Genomic DNA, 17,489 nt, shown 5'->3' with positions numbered 1-17,489 from the left:
GATTCAGAATTGTTCGCCCGGTTGCGGCCGGGCGGCGCATGATCAGGCCGAAGGCGGCGCCGATGCAAATTCCGCGTCCGCTCCCGCGAGGTCCGCGGGCGGCGGAACGCGCTTGACGAGACCGTCCGGCACTTCGCCCCGCTGGGCCTGGTAGATGGCGCCGGACTCCAACATGACGAGCACCATCAGCGTTATCAACATGGGTGCGATCGCCACCCGTTGCAGCGCGATGAACATTAAATCCTGCATCCCGGCTGATTTTTGGGCGTGTGCCAGCAGCCAACCCAGTCCGATCAGGCCGGTACCGACCAGGTAGGCGATCAACAGAATCCTGTAGCGGATCCCCGCCAACCGCCAGTGGGCGGCCAGGAACCAGGGGCCGTCACGTGCGGCACGCCGCGCGCGCACCCAGGTGTAAGCCACGATGGCGAGCGAGATGCACAGCGGCACCGCGACCCCCAGGATCTTGTAGGGCGCCAGGGACGAATCCGACTCCACGAAGCTCCCGCCCAGCAGAGCGATCAGCATCAGCAGGTTGAACAGCACCAGATTGACCATGGCCACCTCATGCGGGGATTTGGCCTGACGGCGGACGGGCTCGGGGATCGGGAAGAACATGGCGGCGGGTCCGTGATGGCGGCGCGTACGCCGTAACCGCTGATTCTCCGCGTTCGTGACGGACCCTGGCAATGGTTCCGATCGTCCGCGGGGGGCGGCCTGTGCGATCATGCCGCGCCTTGTGTCGTTTGATCGTCGACGGAGTCCTCATGACCCAGCCCGAACTGACCCCTTATCCGGAGAACAGCCCGCAGGCCTGCCTGCGGCTGATCGCACTTTTCATCGTCTGCGACGGCGATGTCGCCGAGGGCGAGATCGACATCCTGGAGCGCCTCGGGATACTGAAGACGCTGGGTGCGGATCGGGATCTTTTCGCACAGGTGTTCGACGCCTACTGCGATGACCTCATCGCCCACGCCGGAACGGCCCGCTACGTGGGTCTGGCCGACATGGACTGGGTGGACCGTGTGCTGGCCGGCGTCACCGAGCCGGACCAACGCCGCTTTCTGGCCAGTGCGCTGCTGTTGATCGCCCGCTCGGACGGCTATTTCGCGGACGCCGAACTGACGGTCTACCGCCAGATGCTGGACCGCTGGGGTCTGGACCTGGACCAGTTGGGGGACGGGTCCTGATCGGCCCTCGCCGCGAGGTATCGCCTTCGCATGTGATATCCAGACCGACAACGACAACGATTGTTTTCGTTGTGTAACTTAGGTGACTTCCGACAATTTGGGTACCGGTCAGTGTAGGTGCGACTTCAGTCGCACCTGCGTTCTGGTCGGTGCGACTGAAGTCGCACCTACATCCGAGTCGACGGTGTCCGGTGTTCAGGAAATCAACTTGGGCGATTCCCAGGAACAAACGTCCCAACGGCGCATGCCTGCAGGATCGGTAGGTGCTGTCGGGACGGTAGGGGCGACTAAAGTCGCCCCTACACGTTGGTGCATCTTTTCCCGGAAATCACCATTATCGTGACATGTTCGAAGCCTATAACGACTTGAGTGCTTCCAGTCGCTCACCGGCCTCGCGAACGCCCTGACGAAGCGCCTGCTCATACCATTCCCGAGCCTTGTCCGCGCGGGGTTTCGCGAGTGGCGAGGTACTGGCCGACCAGTGCTGGGGATCGTACATTTCACCCATGGCGAAGCTGGCCGGGCCATAGCTGCGATTCGCCAGGTTGCGCACCAGGAAGAACCAGGGGTCGAGGCGGCCGGCGGTGCGCAGGTCCTGGGCCAGTGGCCAGAGGGTGTCGATCGGCGGCGTTTCACCCGCGCTGATCAGCGCCTCCGCCAGGATGAACGCGTCTTGCGGCCGGCCGGCGGTCCGCAACTGATCGGCCAGCGCCAGGAAGGCTCCGGTCGGGAGCGGCTGGGCACTGGCCGCGGGGGCCGCCGACCGGGCCGCGATCAGGCTTTGCGCGGTGCTGAGCGCCGCGTCGTCGCGGTGTGCCGCGATGAGCTGCTCCAGGTTGCCGGCCGGTGTGGCGGGCGCGCCGGGTTCGGAAGTGGCCGGGACGGGCGGTGTCGGCCTGGTTTCGGTCGTGGGCCCCGGGTGTGTCGCCGTTGCCGGGGGTGAGACGGGTTCCAGTGGTTGCAGCGCCACATAGATGCCGGCGGCAACCGCGGCCAGCGCGAGCGCGCCGCCGCTGAGAAGCCACACCCGCGGAGACCGGCGCGCGGCCGGCGCTGCGTTTGGCGCCGGGGTCCGAACGGGTTCCGACGCCTTGGCACCGGCGTTGGCGGAACGGGGCAGCGGGTCGACCCGGGTCGCCGCGGGCCAGTGGGTCAGCAATGCATCCAGGTCCGCCGGACGGCGTGCCGGATCGGGGTCGAGCATGGCGGCCAACCAGGGGTGCAGGGTCTGCGGTATCCCGGTCAGGTCCGGGACACGCTGGCGGGTTCCCAGGGCGTCCGCGAAAGACTCGCCCATGGCCAGCGGGCGGCCGAGGGCGGCGGCGGCGAGGATCAGACCCAGGCTGTAGATGTCGGAGCGCCCGTCGACCGCTCCGCCGCAGAGCCCGAATTGCTCGGGCGAGGCGAAGCGGTACTTGCCGGCGAAGGATGACCCGATGATGGTCTCCTGGGTGGGGTCGGTGAGCTTACTGAGTCCGAAGTCGATCAGTTTGGCGGCGGCCACCTGATTGCCCGGCAGGATCACGTTGTCCGGCGAGAGATCGCGGTGCACGGCCCCCTTGCGGTGGGCCTCGGCGAGCCCCGCGGCGAGGCGGTCGCGCAGGGTGAGGATCTCATCGACCGGGAGCGGTCCGCGGCGCAGCCGCTCCCCGAGGGAGGGTCCGTCGACATATTCCATGACCAAGTAGTCCCGTCCTTCCGCATCGCGCACGAAGCCATCGTAGCTCACCACGGCGTCATGACGGACTCCGCGCAGAACCTTGGCTTCGCGGTAAAACAGATCCATGACCTGGCGGTTGGCCGCCATCGAGGGGCGGATCACCTTCACCGCGTGCTGGACGCCGACCCGCTCGTCGCGTGTCAGGTAGACCTCCCCCATGCCGCCGCCGCCGAGCATGCGTTCGACCCGGTAGGTATTGGCCAATAGCGTGCCGGGGGGGATGCCGTAGGCGGGCGTCGGGTCGGCGACCGGAGGCGGAGCCGCCGGGTCCGGTTCCCTGTTCGGCGCGGCCGGCGCGGCGGGACGGTCCGACAGACGCGTCTCCTGCTGGGCCGCGGTTGGCGGTTCAGGCGGGGCGGCCTGTCGCGGTTCCGTTGCCGGGGTGCGGTCGGGCACGCGGGTCACCGCCGCGGGGTCAGCGCTGTCAGTCCCGATCACCTTGGTCGCTTCGTCGTTCATCTGTCCCCTTCACGGATCGTGCGGACCTGGCGGGCCCTGGCGTCCAGCGCCGGCCGGTTATGACCGTCCTCGGTCCTGGGTTGCGGCCTGGTGATGGATCATACCGACGCCGATTGTCCGCTCATTGTAGCCGACCGGCCGGAAGGCCGGTGGTCCGGCACCGCGACGGATGCACCGATCCAGCCCTTGAGGTACTCTTTCCCGGCGGATCCTGAATTGCCGGACGCGGTTGGCGCCGCTTAGACCATGACCCGAAGTCGGCTATACTGTGGCTTCCAAAGTGATAACGAGTCAGTGCACGGCATGGAGTATACGATAACTGTCGCGCGCTACGGCGGCGTGGCGCCCGAACGGCCCGCCAGCTGGGGCGTGTCCGCACGGGGTTGCACGATCGGCCGCAGCCCGGACAACGATCTCCCGCTGAGCGATCCGGAGCGCGTCATCTCCGGGCATCACGCGCGCGTCGAGTTGCGCGACGGCAGCCTGTGGGTCACTGATCTCAGTACGAACGGGATCTTTCTCAATGAGGCCGCGGAGCGGCTGCCGGTCGGTCAGCGGGTGCAGATCCAGGTCGGCGATATCCTGCATGTGGGCGGCTATGAGCTGTGCGTCGAGACCGGCGCCGCCTACCGCGCGCCCGCGGAACAATCAGCATCCCACGCGACCGACCCGTTCGGATTCGGCGACGATGAGGTGCCGACGCTCGGCTCCGAAGTGCGCGTTAACGCGGACATCATGGACATCCTTGGCCCCAGCGGTCAGAGCGGGGTGCCGATGCCGGGAACCCCACGTGCGCCCGCCCCCTCGAGCGCCGCGGCAGGGCGGGCTCAAGCCGAGGACCCGTTCGCCGATGCCGTGGCGTTCGACTCCTACCTCGGCGGACCCGCCGAACGTGCGGACGCGCCGCTGATCACGTCGGCGCCGACCCCCTTCGAGCATGTTTACCTGCGTGCGCCCGAGACCCAACCCACTTCAAACCAGGCCGCTTCAAACCAGGCGGTGTCAAGCCAGCCGCAGCGGCCCGCGGAACCCTTATTCCCGGACGAATATGACCTGATGGCCGATGCCTTGGGCCCGGCAGCCGCCAGCCCCGCGGCGGTGCCGGCCGTGTTTGCGGAACCGGTCTGGACGGAGCCGTTCGCCCCGGCGGCGGCCCCGGAGTCCGCATTCGATGCGCCCGCGGTTGCGGCCCCTGTCGTTGATACGCCAACGTTCGACGAGCCCCTGTTTTCAGCGTTCGAGGAGCCGGACGCAGGGCTGACCACTCCCAGCGTCGCCCCCGCGGCCCCGCCTGCCGCTGTTGTCGAGCCTACCCCACGCACCGCTGCCGGACCTGCAGCGGCGGAACCTGGTCCGTTGACCGTCGCCGCGCCCGCCGCGTTACCGGGCGGTAACGGCAGCGGGCTCGCGGCCTTTCTGGCCGGCCTCGGCACCGGCGATCCGACCCAGGTCCGTGATCCCGACCTGTTCCTGCGCGAGGCCGGGCAATTGATGCGCGACCTCACCGCGGGCCTGACCGCGACCATGCAGGTGCGCGCCCAGTTCAAGAGCGAACTGCGCTGCGAGGTGACCACCATCCGGGCCGTTGAGAACAACCCGTATAAGTTCGCCGTCGGGGTGGACGAAGCCCTGGAGCGCCTCTTCTTCCGGTCCGGCCCCGGCTATCTCCCGGCCAGCGAGGCCGCACGTGCCGCCTTCGAAGATATTCAGGCCCACGAGATGGCGATGATCGCCGGCTTGCGGGCCGCGCTGCGGGCACTGCTCGCGCGTTTTGAGCCCGCCGAGCTGGAACAGCGACTGGGTGCCGGCTGGGGGCTCGACAAGCTCCTGCCCATGGCGCGCAAGGCGCGTTTTTGGGATCTTTTCACCGAGACCTTCGCGCAGGTGGCGACTGACGCGGCGGACGACTTCATGCAGTTGTTCGGGGACGCCTTTACCCATGCCTACGAGGATCAGATCCAGCGGCTGGCGCAGGCGCGCGCCAAGGCCGCCGGACCGACCGCGGGTCGCGGGCCGGGCCGGTCCGGCTCGTCGCCCTGACCGCAGCATGCGCAACACCAAACGACTTATCCGGCATCATGAGGGCAACGATGAGCGCAACCCGATTCAGACCGGCACGGCGGCGACAGTTCCTGGGCCTGCTGGCCGCGACCGTAGCGATCAGTGTACTGACGGCCTGCGCAAGCAAGCCCAAGCCCGAGGATCCGAAGAAGGAGCCGGAGAAACCGGTGCCGGAACTGCGGGTCGAGGTCATTGCCGCCCCCGATGCCAATCGTGATCCAAGCGGGCGGGCGCTGCCGATCGTGGTGCGGCTCTACGAACTGAAGGGCGAGGGCGCCTTTACGGGCGCGGATTTTTTCAGCCTCTACGACCGCGCCCCCGCGACCCTGGGCGGCGACCTGATCGCGCGCGAAGAGGTCACGCTGGTGCCGGGTCAGCGGCGGCTGGTCGTACACCCATTGAACCCCGCGGCCAGCCATCTCGGGGTGGTAGCGGCCTTTCGTGATATCGACCGCGCCGGATGGCGTGCCCTCGTCGCGCTGACGCCCGACCAGACCAACACGGTCCAGGTCGAGGTGCGGGCAGCGGCCGTTTCCGCTCAACTGCGTTAAGGGAGAGACCATGGCTTGGGACAACCGTGTGTTGTGGTCTGAAGGGTTGTTTTTGCAGCCCCACCACTTCCAGCAACATGATCGCTATCTGGAACATCTGGTGGAGTCCCAGTCCGGACTCGGCTGCCCCTATCCCTGGGGCCTGTCGCGGCTGACCATTGACCGGGATCTGCTCGCGCAGGGCCGGCTGGCGGTCACCGCCTGCGTCGGCCGACTGCCGGATGGCACCCCTTTCGATGCTCCGGAGTGTGATCCGCTGCCGGCGCCGCTGATCCTCGACGATGCCGCAGCCGGCCAGATCCTCTACCTGGCGCTGCCGCTGCGCCGCCCCGGCGCTCCGGAGAGCGGCGGCCCGGCGGTCCAAGAGACGATGCTGCGCTATCGTGCCGGCGAGCTGACGGTGCGCGATAACAGTCTGGGCGCGGCCACCGAAGCGCTGCTGGAAGTCGGGCGCCTCGATCTGCGTCTGCTGCGCGAGCGTGACGCCCGCGACGGCTTTGCCTGCTGCGGTGTCGCCCGGGTGCTGGAATGCCGCGCCGACCGTCTGGTGGTCCTCGATGAGGCGTACATCCCGCCCAGCCTGGACGTGCGGACGTCCAGCCGCCTGGCCGGTTTCCTGGAAGAGGTGACCGGACTCATGCACCGTCAGGCCGAAGCACGCGCCGGACGGGTGCGCGGCGGCGGGCGCGGCGGGGTCGCGGATTGGGCCGACTTCCTGATGCTCCAGTTAATCAACCGCAGTGAACCGGTCACGGTCCACCTCTCACGCATCCAAGGGCTGCATCCGGAGCCCTTCTACCGCTTCCTGCTCGGGCTGGCCGGTGAACTCGCCACCTATGCCGCGGAATCCAAGCGTCCGCCGGATTTCCCGCCGTACCGGCACGACGATCTGGATGCGACCTTCACCCCGCTCATGGAGCGTCTGCGCGACTATCTCAGCCGCGAACTGGTTGAGCGTGCCGTGGCTATTCCGATCGAGGAACGTAAGTTTGGGTTCCGGGTGGCGCTGGTGGCCGATCGGTCTCTGCTCGTTGGGGCACGATTTGTGTTAGCCGCGCAGGCCGATCTGGACTCGCAAGTCCTGCGCAACCGCTTCCCGGCACAGGCCAAGATCGGACCCATTGAGCGCATTCAGGAGTTCGTCAAACTGGCCCTGCCGGGGATTGCCTTGCGGCCCCTGCCCACGGCCCCCTTGGAGATTCCCTATCACGCCGGCTGCGACTACTTCGAACTCGACCGGAATAGCGAGTTCTGGAAACCGCTGGCCGTCGGCGGGGGGCTCGGACTGCACATCGGCGGCGAGTTTCCGGGCTTACAGTTAACCTTGTGGGCGATTCGGGAGTAGCCTGTGACCGTCGACGATCCCTTTTTTGATCCCAATGACGCGGGTCCGACCGTCATCCGGCCGACCCCAGGCGGTCGGCGACCGACGGCCGGCGCACCTCTGCCGCCCCTGCCGTCCCCAGCGTTCAATCCGCCGCCGCCACGTCCGGCGGTTGCCGCTGATCCTGGTGCGGGTTCCCGGCCGGCGCCGATCGCCACCGACAACCCGCTGGTCGCCTGTGCCGGTGACCTGCTCAGCGTCGCCGGCGAGCTGCGGGGCAGCGCCGCGCACCGCGACCCGGAGGGCTTGCGTGAGCGTCTGGTGGGTCAGGTGCGGGACTTCGAGAACTGCGCTCGTGCCCGCGGCCTGGTGGATACGGTGGTGCTGCCGGCCCGTTATGTCCTGTGCGCCCTGCTGGACGAATCGGTGCTGGACACGCCGTGGGGCAGCCAGAGCATCTGGAGCAAGCAGGGACTCTTGGTCAGCTTCCACAACGAGACCTGGGGCGGCGAGAAGTTCTTCGATGCGCTCGACCGCCTGCTGACCTACCCCGCGGGTAACCTGCATCTCTTGGAACTGATTTATCTGTGTCTGGCCCAGGGCTTCGAAGGCCGCTACCGGGTGCGCGACGGCGGGCGCGATCAACTCGAACGGGTCCGCACCAACCTGTACCAAACCATCCGCGCCCAGCGTGGTGAACCGGAGCGGGAACTCTCTCCGCACTGGCGGGGGGTAACGCCCCAACGCGATCCGATGATCCAACAGGTGCCGCTGTGGGTGCTTTCCGCGGTCGCCGGCTTGTTGCTGCTCGGCCTCTTCACCGCCTTCACGTTCGCCCTGAGTCGCGACTCGGACCCGGTCTATCTGTCGCTGGCCACGCTCGATCGGGGCATTCCGGACCCCGCCGACCGGCCGCGCCGCCCCCTGCCGCCGCCGGTCGCGTCCGCGCCCGTGCCGAATGTCCCCCAGATCACGCTGCGCACCCTGCTCGCCGAGGACATCGCCGCCGATCGGATCGGGGTCGTCGAGGGACCGCAAGGCCAGGTTGTGACGATTCGCGGTGACGGACTTTTTGCCTCGGCGCAGGCCACGCTCACCCCGGCCGTCGTGCCCTTGATCGAGCGCATCGCCACGGCACTGGCGCAATTGCCCGGTCCGGTGCTGGTGACCGGCCACAGTGACAGCGCGCCCATCAAGTCGCTGCGCTATCCGTCCAACTGGCACCTGTCGCAAGCGCGCGCGGACGAGGTGACCAAACGGCTCGGGCAACTCACCAAGGACCCGGGACGCTTCACCGGTGAAGGCCGCGCCGACGCCGAGCCGGTGGTGCCGGACAACCCGCGCGATGCACGCAACCGGCGCGTCGAGATCATGCTGCAGCGGCCGAGCGCGGCCAAATCGCCCGCCGGGGGGACGCCGTCGGTACCCCGCGCCGAGGGAGTCGCACCATGAAAGCACTGTTTGGATTTCTCACGGCCCGGTGGTTCCTGGCCCTGTTGGGCACCGCCGCGCTTGCCGCCCTGGTGTGGTTTATCGGCCCCCTGTTCGGGTTCGCCGGGAGCGCGCCGCTGGAACCGGAAGCGCCGCGCTGGTGGGTCATCGGCATCCTCTTCGCGCTGTGGGCGCTGTGGCAGATCGGTGCGGCAGTCGTGGCGCGGCGGCGCAACCGCCGCCTGATGGAGCAACTCGCGTCCGGTCCCGCCGCCGCGCCCGACCCGACGCAGGCAGCCTCCGCGGAGGAACTGGCGACGCTGAAGCAGCGCTTTGATGAGGCGCTGTCGATGCTCAAGGGTTCCGAGGGCCGCAAAGGACTTGGCGGGCACTGGGTCTATCAGTTGCCCTGGTATCTGATCATCGGCCCACCCGGCTGCGGCAAGACCACCGCCCTGGTCAACTCGGGGCTGCGCTTCCCGCTCGCCGAGCGGCTGGGGCAAGACCCGGTCCAGGGCGTGGGCGGCACCCGCAACTGCGATTGGTGGTTCTCGGATCAGGCCGTGCTACTCGACACGGCGGGGCGCTACACCACGCAGGACAGTTATGCTCAGGTCGACAACGCCGCCTGGACCGGCTTCCTGGCACTGCTCAAGCGCCATCGCCCGCGCCGCCCCATCAACGGGGTGCTGGTGGCGGTCAGCTTGTCCGATCTGCTGCAACTCTCCCCGACCGAGCGCGCCGCCCATGCCCAGGCGATCCGCTTGCGGGTCCAGGAGATCTACGCCGCCTTCCGCATTCGCGTGCCGCTCTATGTCCTCTTCATGAAGGCGGACCTGGTGGCCGGCTTCATGGAGTATTTCGCGGATCTCGGCAAAGAGGGACGCGAACAGGTCTGGGGCATGACCTTCCCCTTCGACCCCGCCCCCACGGCCGCGGGTACGCTGAGCGGTTTCCGCGGCGAGCACCAGGCGCTGTCGCAGCGGCTCAATCAGCGTCTGCTCGGGCGGATGCAGGAGGAGCGCGACCCCCGGCGGCGCGGTCTGGTCTTCAACTTCCCGCGTCAGTTCGCCGCTTTGGGCGAGACCATCGACCAGTTTCTCACTGACGCGCTGGAGTCCACCCGTTATGAGGTGCGGCCCTTGGTCCGCGGGGTCTATTTTACCAGCGGCACCCAGACCGGCACCCCGATCGACCGGGTGCTCGCGGCGATCGCCGCCAACTTCGGCCTCGGGCGCCAGGGGCCGGCGCCCTTCAACGGCACTGCCAAGACGTTTTTCGTCAACCGTCTGCTCACCGATGTGGTGTTTCCTGAGGCCCCGCTCGCCGGGCTTGACCCGCGCCAGGAACAGCGGCGGCGCTGGCTGCGCTGGGGCGCGTATGCGGGGGCCGTGCTGCTCGCCGTGACGGCCGCCGCGCTCTGGAGTGTGAGTTACGCGCGCAATCGCGCCTATATCACCGAGGTCGCCACCCAAGTCGCCGCCATCCAGACCCAGATCGATGCGCTGGAGCCCAGCGGGCGTGATGTGCTCGCCGTCCTGCCGCTGCTCGACGCCGCCCGGCGCATTCCAGGCGGTTATGCCGAGCGCGACGCCGGCACCCCACTGACCATGGGTTTCGGTCTGTATCAGGGGGGCAAGCTGGGTTCCCAGGCGCAGCGCACCTATCGACGGGTCCTGCTACGTGCCTTGCTGCCCGCGGTGATTCTGCGGCTGGAGGAGCAGATCCGCCAGGGCGCGGCCGACCCGGCGACTCTCTACGAGGCCTTGCGCTCTTATTTGATGCTGGACGATGCGGAGCACTACGATCCCGACCAGTTGCAGACTTGGATCGAGCGTGACTGGGCGCGCAGTCTGCCGCGGGAGACCACGACCGAGCAGCGCGCGGCCCTGGCCGGCCATCTGGCCGCCTTGCTGGAGACTCGGCCGAGTCCGTTACCCTTGGCGCTGGATGCGGATCTGATCGGGCAGGCCCGCGAGATCCTGAGCAGTGCCCCGCTGGCCACCCGGGTCTATGCGCAGTTGAAGCAGGCGGGGCCGGGCGGGGGGCTGCCCGACTTCACCATCGTCACCGCCGGTGGCGATCTGGCCAACCTGGTGTTCCAGCGCCGCAGCGGCAAGCCGATCAACCAGGGCATTCCCGCGCTCTACACCTATGCGGGCTACCATCAGGGGTTCGACGCGGTGACCACCCGCCTGATCGCGGACGAGGCCGCGGAGAGTTGGGTCCTGGGTCCGACCGCGCGGCTCACCCCCGGCAGCCCCGAGGCCAAGGCGCTGATCGAAGCCGTCCGCACGGCCTACCTGCGCGACTATGTGGCGCAGTGGAACAGCCTGCTCGAAGACCTCGGATTGGTCCCGGCGCGGGACCTGCCGCACGCGGCCGAGGTGGCCGATGCACTCGCCTCCCCGGACGACTCGCCGTTGCGTCGGCTGCTGGTCGCGGCCGCCCGCGAGACTGAACTCGATCGTCCGACGGAATCGGAGGCGACCGGCGACAAGGCGGCCAAGATCGCGGCCAGAGCCGCCGGCGCCACGAGCGCGGTCACCAACCTGCGCAACCGGGTCGGGCGCTATTTCGATACCCCCACGCCTGAGGAGCAGCCGGGCGAGGCGCCGGAAACCTATGTGACGCGCCGTTTCGCCTGGCTGCACGATCTGGTCAAGGGCAAGGGCGACCGGCCGGCACCGCTGGATAAGTCGCTGGAGAGTGTCGGCCAACTGGGGGCGCACCTGCGGTCAGTGGCCGCTGCCGCCACCACCGGACGCGGCACCCTGGCGGTCGGCACCGGGACCGAGATCCAGGCGGCCAAACAGGCGGCGGCCGCCCAGCCGCCGGTCCTCGCCGCATTGCTCGGTGCGCTGGCGGAGGACAGCGCCGGCCTGGTGGCCGGGGGCGCGCGGTCGCACCTGAACAATCTTTGGACGTCCGAGATCCTGCCCTTCTGCCGCGAGGCGATACAAGGCCGCTACCCATTCGATAAGGGCAGCGCGCGGGACACCACCCTGGCCGACTTCGGACAACTGTTCGGCCCCGGCGGGCTCCTGGAGACCTTTTTCAAGACCAACCTGGCCCCCCTGGCGGACACCTCGCGTCGCCAGTGGCGCTGGGTGAACGCTGACCTGGGCATTCCCGCCTCGGTGCTGACTCAGTTCCAGCGGGCAGCGACCATCCGTGACGCCTTCTTCGCCGCCGGCGCCAAGGCCCCGGCAGTGGAGTTTGCGCTGACGCCAACCAGCCTCGACGCCCGGGCGACTCAGTTCACACTCGATCTGGGCGGTCAGATCCTCGATTACCGCCATGGGCCCATGAAGGCGCAGGTGCTCAAGTGGCCTGCTCCCGACGGACTCGGACAGGTGCGGTTGATGTTCGCCGGCGTCGACGGCAAGACCCCCGGTCAGACCGAAGAGGGTTCCTGGGCCTGGTTTCGGGTGCTGGACCGCGCCAAGCTGCAACCGACCGGACAGCCGGAACTGTTCCGCGTGACCTTTGCCCTGGGCGGGCTGTCGGCAGCCTTCGACTTGCGGGCGATGAGTGTGCGCAATCCTTACCAGCTCGACGAATTGCGCGGCTTCGCCTGCCCGGAGCGCTTATGAGTACGGGGAACCCGGTCGGTACTGGCTTCTACGGCAAACTCCCGCACCTGGGTGACTTCGTCGGTCGGCGCTTGTCCACCGAGCTGATCGAGCCCTGGGACCAATGGCTGCAAGCCTCCCTGGCGGCCAGTCGCACCCGTCTTGGCGAGGCTTGGCTGGAGCAATACCTTACTAGCCCGCTGTGGCGCTTTGCCCTCAGTCCCGGCGTGGCAGGGCAGGGGGCTTGGGCCGGGGTACTGATGCCGAGCGTGGACCGGGTGGGGCGTTACTTCCCGCTCACCATCGCAGCTTCGCTGCCGACGGGCACCAACCCCTGCCGGTTACTGCATGTCACCGACTGGTTCGAGCGGGCGGAGGCGCTGGCCCTGTCCGTCCTTGATGACCCCTTTTCGCTGGATGACTTCGACGCGGAGGTGCTGGCGCTGGGTGACCCCATCGGCGCGGAAGGTGCGATCTGCCCTCCCGATCCAGGTCGTGGACGACCCAATGCCTGGCACCTGAGCACGGCCGACGGACCGGCCGCCGGCGCCTGCCCGACCCTGCTGGACCATGCTATGAATCAGGTGTTCCTCGCCTACAGCCTGTGGTGGGGCCAGGGGTCCGACCTGGTCGCACCCTCGCTCCTGGCCTGTCAGGGGTTGCCGCCGCCCGATGGCTTTGCCGCGTTCCTCAATGGCGATTGGTCCGGGGGCGATTGGCGGCTGCTCGGGGAGGCGCCGCGCACCCTGGGTCCGGAGGCGTGACGTGGACGATCCCTGCCCTGGCTTCCGCTGGACCTCGGGTGGCGCAACCGATCAGGGCATGCGCCGCTCCATCAATCAGGACGCCTTCCTGGACCGCCCCGACCTGGGGCTCTGGGCCGTCGCTGACGGCATGGGCGGTCACCGCGACGGCGGCCGGGCGAGTCGGCTGCTGGTCGAGGCGCTCGCGGCACTGCCGCACCCACGACTGCTCGGGGCGGCCGGAGACGCGGTCCGGGCGGCGCTGACGGCCGTCAACCAGGCGCTGTTCGATGAATCCACGGCGGCCGGCAGCGACGTCATCGGCAGTACCATCGTCACCCTGATCGCGGTCGGCGATCACTGCGGCATCCTCTGGGTCGGGGACAGCCGCGTCTACCGGCTGCGTGACGGCGTCATCGCCCGCCTCACCCGTGACCACACCCAGGTGCAGGCCCTGGTCGACCAGGGGTTGCTGGCCCCGGAACAGGCCGAAGGTCACCCGTACTCCAATGTCCTGGCCCGCGCCATCGGGGCGGACGGTTGGGTTGAGATCGACACCCGCATCGAATCCCTGCGTGACGGCGACCGCTACCTGCTGTGCAGCGACGGGCTGGACAAGGAGTTGGGTGATCCGGAGATTGCCGCGCTGCTTGGCGGGACCCCTGGCGGTGGTGACATCGGGCGTATCGCCCAGGCCTTGGTGCAGCGTGCCTGCGAGGCCGGTGGGCGCGACAACGTCACGGCCGTCGTCGTCCGGTTCGAGCGGAGTGCGTAGTCAGGGCTTCCAGCCCTGACCGTTTCAGTCCCGACGCCGTCAGGCCAGGATGGCCTGACGACGCACTTTCACGGTAAAGCATCGACCTCCAGTGCGGGACGCCCGGATGTCCGCCGGAACAATGATCAAGACCGCCTACAGATTACAGGACTACCCAATCACTTATCCGATTTCGACAACGACAACGACAGCACTTGTATTCGTTGTTTCACTTATTTCTGACTCGTTACATCACGCCATACAAAACCGTCGGATGAACCCGCGCAGTAATTCGATGGTCGGCGGGATACGGGCGATTTCCAGGAACTCGTCCGGTTGATGGGCCTGGGCGATGTCGCCGGGTCCCAGGATCAGGGTCTGCATCCCCAACTGATCGAAGAACGGGGCCTCGGTGCCAAAACCGACCGCTTCGGCGGCGTACCCGGTCAGCGCCTCGCCGGCCCGCACGATGGCCGCGCCCGCCGGTGTCTCGACCGGCGGGATGGGCGGAAACAACGGCTCCACCACCCAGGCAAGCCCGCGCCGTTCGGCGATAGCCGACACCCGGCGGGTGAGTTCGTCGCGCAGGTCCGTGGGGTCGAGACCCGGCAGCACGCGCAGGTCCAGGTGCAATTCACAGTCGCCGCAGATGCGGTTGGGGTTGTCGCCGCCATGGATATAACCCGGATTGATGGTCGGATAGGGGACCGCGAAAGCCGGGTGATGATGGGTGCGCTGCAACTCATCGCGCCAGGCGAGGATGGCGGTCAGGGCCTCATGCATCCCCTCCATCGCATTGTTGCCCAGGCGCGGATCACTCGCGTGGCCGCTGCGCCCGATCAGCCGCACTGCCTCGCCCATCACCCCCTTGTGCGTGCGCACCGGCCGTAAACCGGTCGGCTCCCCGATCACCGCATAGCGCCCCAGCGGGCGGCCCGTATCGACCAGGGCGCGGGCGCCGGTCATCGACGATTCTTCATCCGCGGTGGCGAGGATCATCAGGGGTCGGGTCAGGTCCCGCGGAGTCAGTCCGCGCGCCGCCTCGATCGCCAGTGCCAGAAATGATTTCATGTCCGAGGTTCCAAGCCCATAGTAACGGCCGTCCGCCTCGGTCAGTGCCAGTGGGTCGTAGGACCAATAGGGCTCGTCATAGGGAACCGTATCCGTGTGTCCGGCCAGGACCAGGCCCCCCGGCCCCGCGCCGAGGGTCGCGAGCAGATTGGTCTTGCCCGGATGACCGGGGATCGGCAGGATCTCGACCCGGAACCCGGCCGCGTCGAGCCAGCCGGCCAACAGATCGATCAGCGGTCGGTTACTGTGGTCGAAGGCCGGCGCGAGGCTGCTGACCGACAGAGTGCCGATCAAGCCTTGCAGCATCGGGAGTAGGGCGGGGGCTTGTTTGGACATGGCAGCTCTGTAGTTGAGTACCCGATGGGGACCGCGAAAGGTGACAGATTCATATCCAAGAGCAGTTTCATGCGCAAGTGATATCGATCTCGACCTCTTCGGCGCGCCATGCGGCATAGCTCAAGGCTTGGGCGATATCATCCGCCTCCAGGTAGGGATAGAGCGTGAGAATCTTGGCACGGTCATGACCGCTCGCCATCATGCCGGTGGTCACGCGCATACCGCGGATGCAGGGCGCGCTGCGATGCGGTTCGTTTCTCACCGCATCCTACCGCGCGAGGCGTGCCCGCAGGGCCGCCAGATCCTGCTCCAGGCGCTGCCGTGCCTGGGCCTCGGCGTCGGCCCGCCGGGTCTGCTCGAGCGCCCGCTGCGCTTCGGCATCGGCCCGATTCTCGGCCTCGCGTTTGGCCTGTGCCGCGGCCTCGGCCCGGTTCTCGGCCTCGCGTTTGGCCTGGGCCTCGGCCTCGGCCCGCCGCGCCGCGGCCTCGGCCCGGTCCACGGCCTCGCGTTTGGCCTGGGCCTCAGCGTCGGCCCGCCGTGTCTGCGCGTCGGCTCGCCGCGTCTGCGCATCGGCCCGCCGCGTCTGCGCGTCGGCTCGCCGCGCCGCAGCCTCCGCGCGCTCCCGATCGGCGCGCCAGCCCGGCAGGACGAAGCCGGCATAGACCGGATCGTCACGCAGCGCCTCCAACTCCGGTCGGCGCGCCAGGTCGGTCGGGCGGAATTGCAGCCCCGGCAGCACCCGCGAGCAGATGACCCCGACCTGCGGTGCGATGGGTGTATAGAACCCGGCGGGGGTGCGGGTGTAGAACGCCTGGTGGGCGGGGTTCTGGTGCAGGATGTAATACTCGGGCACGCCCCCGGCGGCGTATTCGGCTTTCTTGGTAACGGTATCGCGCACGATGCCGCTGCGCTCCTGGTCGGACAGAGCCTCGATACAGAGGTCGAAAACTCCGTGGTAGGAGCAATCCAGGGGCAGCAGCGGCTGGGGATTGTCGTTGCGCACCACGCCGAAATCGGGCTTGCGGATGACGGTGCCGCTCGGCAGCGGCAGCCGGAAACCCATCTCCAGACCGACCATCTGTGCGCAGGGGTGGGTGCGCAGGAAGTGCCGCACCAGTTCGCTGAACCAGGCATAGACCAGAAAGGTCTCGTAATCGGACACCGGTTTCTCCTCCAGGCGGCCGTTGTTCCACTCGTAATGGTGGTCCGACTCCAGATAGTACTCGGCCCAGTAGACCGCCTCCGAGACCAGGAGACCGTCCGCGGAGCCCGCCGTGGGCAGGCGTCTCGGCGGCGGGGCCGGGACCTGCGGTGCGGGTGCGAGTTCAGTGGCAGCGCTGGAGGACATGGGCGGCAGGAGTCCGATCTTGGGATCGCAGGGGCCAAGCGTAACGCGATAACGGCGCACGTGCATCTCGTATTGTATTGGCGGCTCGCGGTGTCTTCGGCCAGCGCGTAGGATGCGGTGAGTACTCGAACCGCATCACGGACCGCGCGCTGCGATGCGGTTTGTGTGAGAGGATTTCTTCTCTTTCTTCCGTGTCTTCGTGAAAAACCCTTGATCGGGCTCCCAGGCTCAAGGCTCGAACCCCAGGGCACGCAACCGCTCGGCCAGTTGCTCCGCACGCGCGTGCTCCTGCTCGGCACGCGCCGCCTCATCGCGCAAGCGCGCGGCCAGTTCGACCGAGGTCAAGAACGGCTGCCCCTGCGGATCGAAGATCTCCAGCGTCTCGCCGCTCAAGGCAAAGCGGATACCCAGCCGCGGGCTGATCCAGCCGTTCAGGTGCGACATCCGCCGCAGCCGCCCCTCCTGGCGCAGCCGGATCTCCAGCATGTTGGCGGACGGATCGTAGACGTAGTATTCCTCGATCCCGTAGGCGTCATAATAGGCCAGCTTATCGGCCATCTCCTTGAGACTGTTCGCCGGCGAGAGGATCTCGAACACCACCTGGGGGGCGATACCACCCTCTTCCCACTGCTTGTAACAGCCGCGGCGGCCCTTGGGCCGGCCGATGGCGACCATCACGTCCGGGGCCACCGGGCCGGCGATCCGGCGATCAAGGACCGGATACCAGAAGAGATCCCCGGCGACGAAGACCTGCGGGTCCTGCGCAAAGAGGATCTCGAGATTCTCCTTGATCTTCACCAGCCACTCATACTGCTCGGTATTCTCCGCCATGGGCTCGCCGTCGCTCTCCGGATAGGGGTCATCGGGGTCGAAATGCGCGAGGGGATTCATCGCCGCGGTCCTCCTCTGGGGGTTGGCGTCAGTCG

14 protein-coding genes are annotated in these 17,489 nt (G+C 68.0%); 8 read left to right on the top strand and 6 right to left on the bottom strand.

Features of this window, described 5'->3' with window-relative positions:
- Positions 1-42: 42 nt before the first annotated feature.
- Positions 43-618 carry a hypothetical protein gene (locus QZY03_RS06625; protein WP_295579327.1) on the bottom strand — a complete coding sequence of 192 codons (576 nt, stop codon included), beginning with the start codon at positions 616-618 and terminating at the stop codon, positions 43-45.
- A gap of 149 nt (positions 619-767) precedes the next feature.
- Between QZY03_RS06625 and QZY03_RS06620 the strand changes: the two genes are divergently transcribed.
- Positions 768-1,190, top strand: coding sequence for a TerB family tellurite resistance protein (locus QZY03_RS06620; RefSeq protein WP_295579324.1), 423 nt, complete (start codon positions 768-770; stop codon positions 1,188-1,190).
- A gap of 355 nt (positions 1,191-1,545) precedes the next feature.
- On the opposite strand, the gene QZY03_RS06615 is transcribed toward QZY03_RS06620, so the two are convergent.
- Positions 1,546-3,369, bottom strand: a complete 1,824-nt coding sequence (locus tag QZY03_RS06615) for a serine/threonine-protein kinase (RefSeq protein WP_295579322.1) — start codon at positions 3,367-3,369, stop codon at positions 1,546-1,548.
- A gap of 303 nt (positions 3,370-3,672) precedes the next feature.
- Between QZY03_RS06615 and tagH the strand changes: the two genes are divergently transcribed.
- From tagH to QZY03_RS06580, 7 genes are read left to right on the top strand one after another with little or no spacing between them, the layout of a single operon-like run.
- A complete protein-coding gene (gene tagH / locus QZY03_RS06610) occupies positions 3,673-5,409 on the top strand; it encodes a type VI secretion system-associated FHA domain protein TagH (RefSeq protein ID WP_295579320.1) in 1,737 nt (578 codons plus the stop codon).
- A gap of 50 nt (positions 5,410-5,459) precedes the next feature.
- Positions 5,460-5,981, top strand: a complete 522-nt coding sequence (gene tssJ, locus QZY03_RS06605) for a type VI secretion system lipoprotein TssJ (RefSeq protein WP_295579318.1) — start codon at positions 5,460-5,462, stop codon at positions 5,979-5,981.
- A gap of 10 nt (positions 5,982-5,991) precedes the next feature.
- Complete coding sequence (tssK, locus tag QZY03_RS06600; protein ID WP_295579316.1) at positions 5,992-7,326, top strand: type VI secretion system baseplate subunit TssK; 1,335 nt, start codon at positions 5,992-5,994, stop codon at positions 7,324-7,326.
- A 3-nt stretch (positions 7,327-7,329) separates the two neighbouring features.
- The gene (gene icmH / locus QZY03_RS06595; protein ID WP_295579314.1) at positions 7,330-8,757 is read left to right on the top strand and encodes a type IVB secretion system protein IcmH/DotU; all 1,428 of its coding nucleotides are present in this window, start codon (positions 7,330-7,332) and stop codon (positions 8,755-8,757) included.
- Complete coding sequence (gene tssM, locus QZY03_RS06590) at positions 8,754-12,332, top strand: type VI secretion system membrane subunit TssM (RefSeq protein ID WP_295579311.1); 3,579 nt, start codon at positions 8,754-8,756, stop codon at positions 12,330-12,332. Before icmH ends, tssM begins: the two co-directional genes overlap by 4 nt.
- On the top strand, positions 12,329-13,075 hold the full coding sequence (tagF, locus tag QZY03_RS06585; RefSeq protein WP_295579308.1) for a type VI secretion system-associated protein TagF: 747 nt from the start codon (positions 12,329-12,331) through the stop codon (positions 13,073-13,075). The genes tssM and tagF overlap by 4 nt, the downstream gene beginning before the upstream one ends.
- 1 nt (position 13,076) lies before the next feature.
- On the top strand, positions 13,077-13,829 hold the full coding sequence (locus QZY03_RS06580) for a protein phosphatase 2C domain-containing protein (protein ID WP_295579305.1): 753 nt from the start codon (positions 13,077-13,079) through the stop codon (positions 13,827-13,829).
- A gap of 231 nt (positions 13,830-14,060) precedes the next feature.
- On the opposite strand, the gene argE is transcribed toward QZY03_RS06580, so the two are convergent.
- The 4 genes from argE to QZY03_RS06560 all read right to left on the bottom strand — a co-directional run bounded on the left by argE (position 14,061) and on the right by QZY03_RS06560 (position 17,454).
- Positions 14,061-15,215, bottom strand: coding sequence for an acetylornithine deacetylase (argE, locus tag QZY03_RS06575; RefSeq protein WP_295579302.1), 1,155 nt, complete (start codon positions 15,213-15,215; stop codon positions 14,061-14,063).
- A 67-nt stretch (positions 15,216-15,282) separates the two neighbouring features.
- Entirely contained in the window at positions 15,283-15,477 is a 195-nt protein-coding gene (locus QZY03_RS06570; RefSeq protein WP_295579299.1) for a DUF433 domain-containing protein, read from the bottom strand.
- A 6-nt stretch (positions 15,478-15,483) separates the two neighbouring features.
- Positions 15,484-16,623, bottom strand: a complete 1,140-nt coding sequence (locus QZY03_RS06565) for a Uma2 family endonuclease (RefSeq protein ID WP_295579296.1) — start codon at positions 16,621-16,623, stop codon at positions 15,484-15,486.
- A gap of 168 nt (positions 16,624-16,791) precedes the next feature.
- Complete coding sequence (locus QZY03_RS06560) at positions 16,792-17,454, bottom strand: Uma2 family endonuclease (protein WP_295579365.1); 663 nt, start codon at positions 17,452-17,454, stop codon at positions 16,792-16,794.
- Positions 17,455-17,489: the final 35 nt, after the last annotated feature.

This window comes from uncultured Lamprocystis sp., assembly GCF_903933125.1.
Classification (GTDB): Bacteria; Pseudomonadota; Gammaproteobacteria; order Chromatiales; family Chromatiaceae; genus Thiodictyon.
Note: the sequence above shows the minus strand (reverse complement) of the source record. Positions and strands in the feature narration are given on the sequence as shown.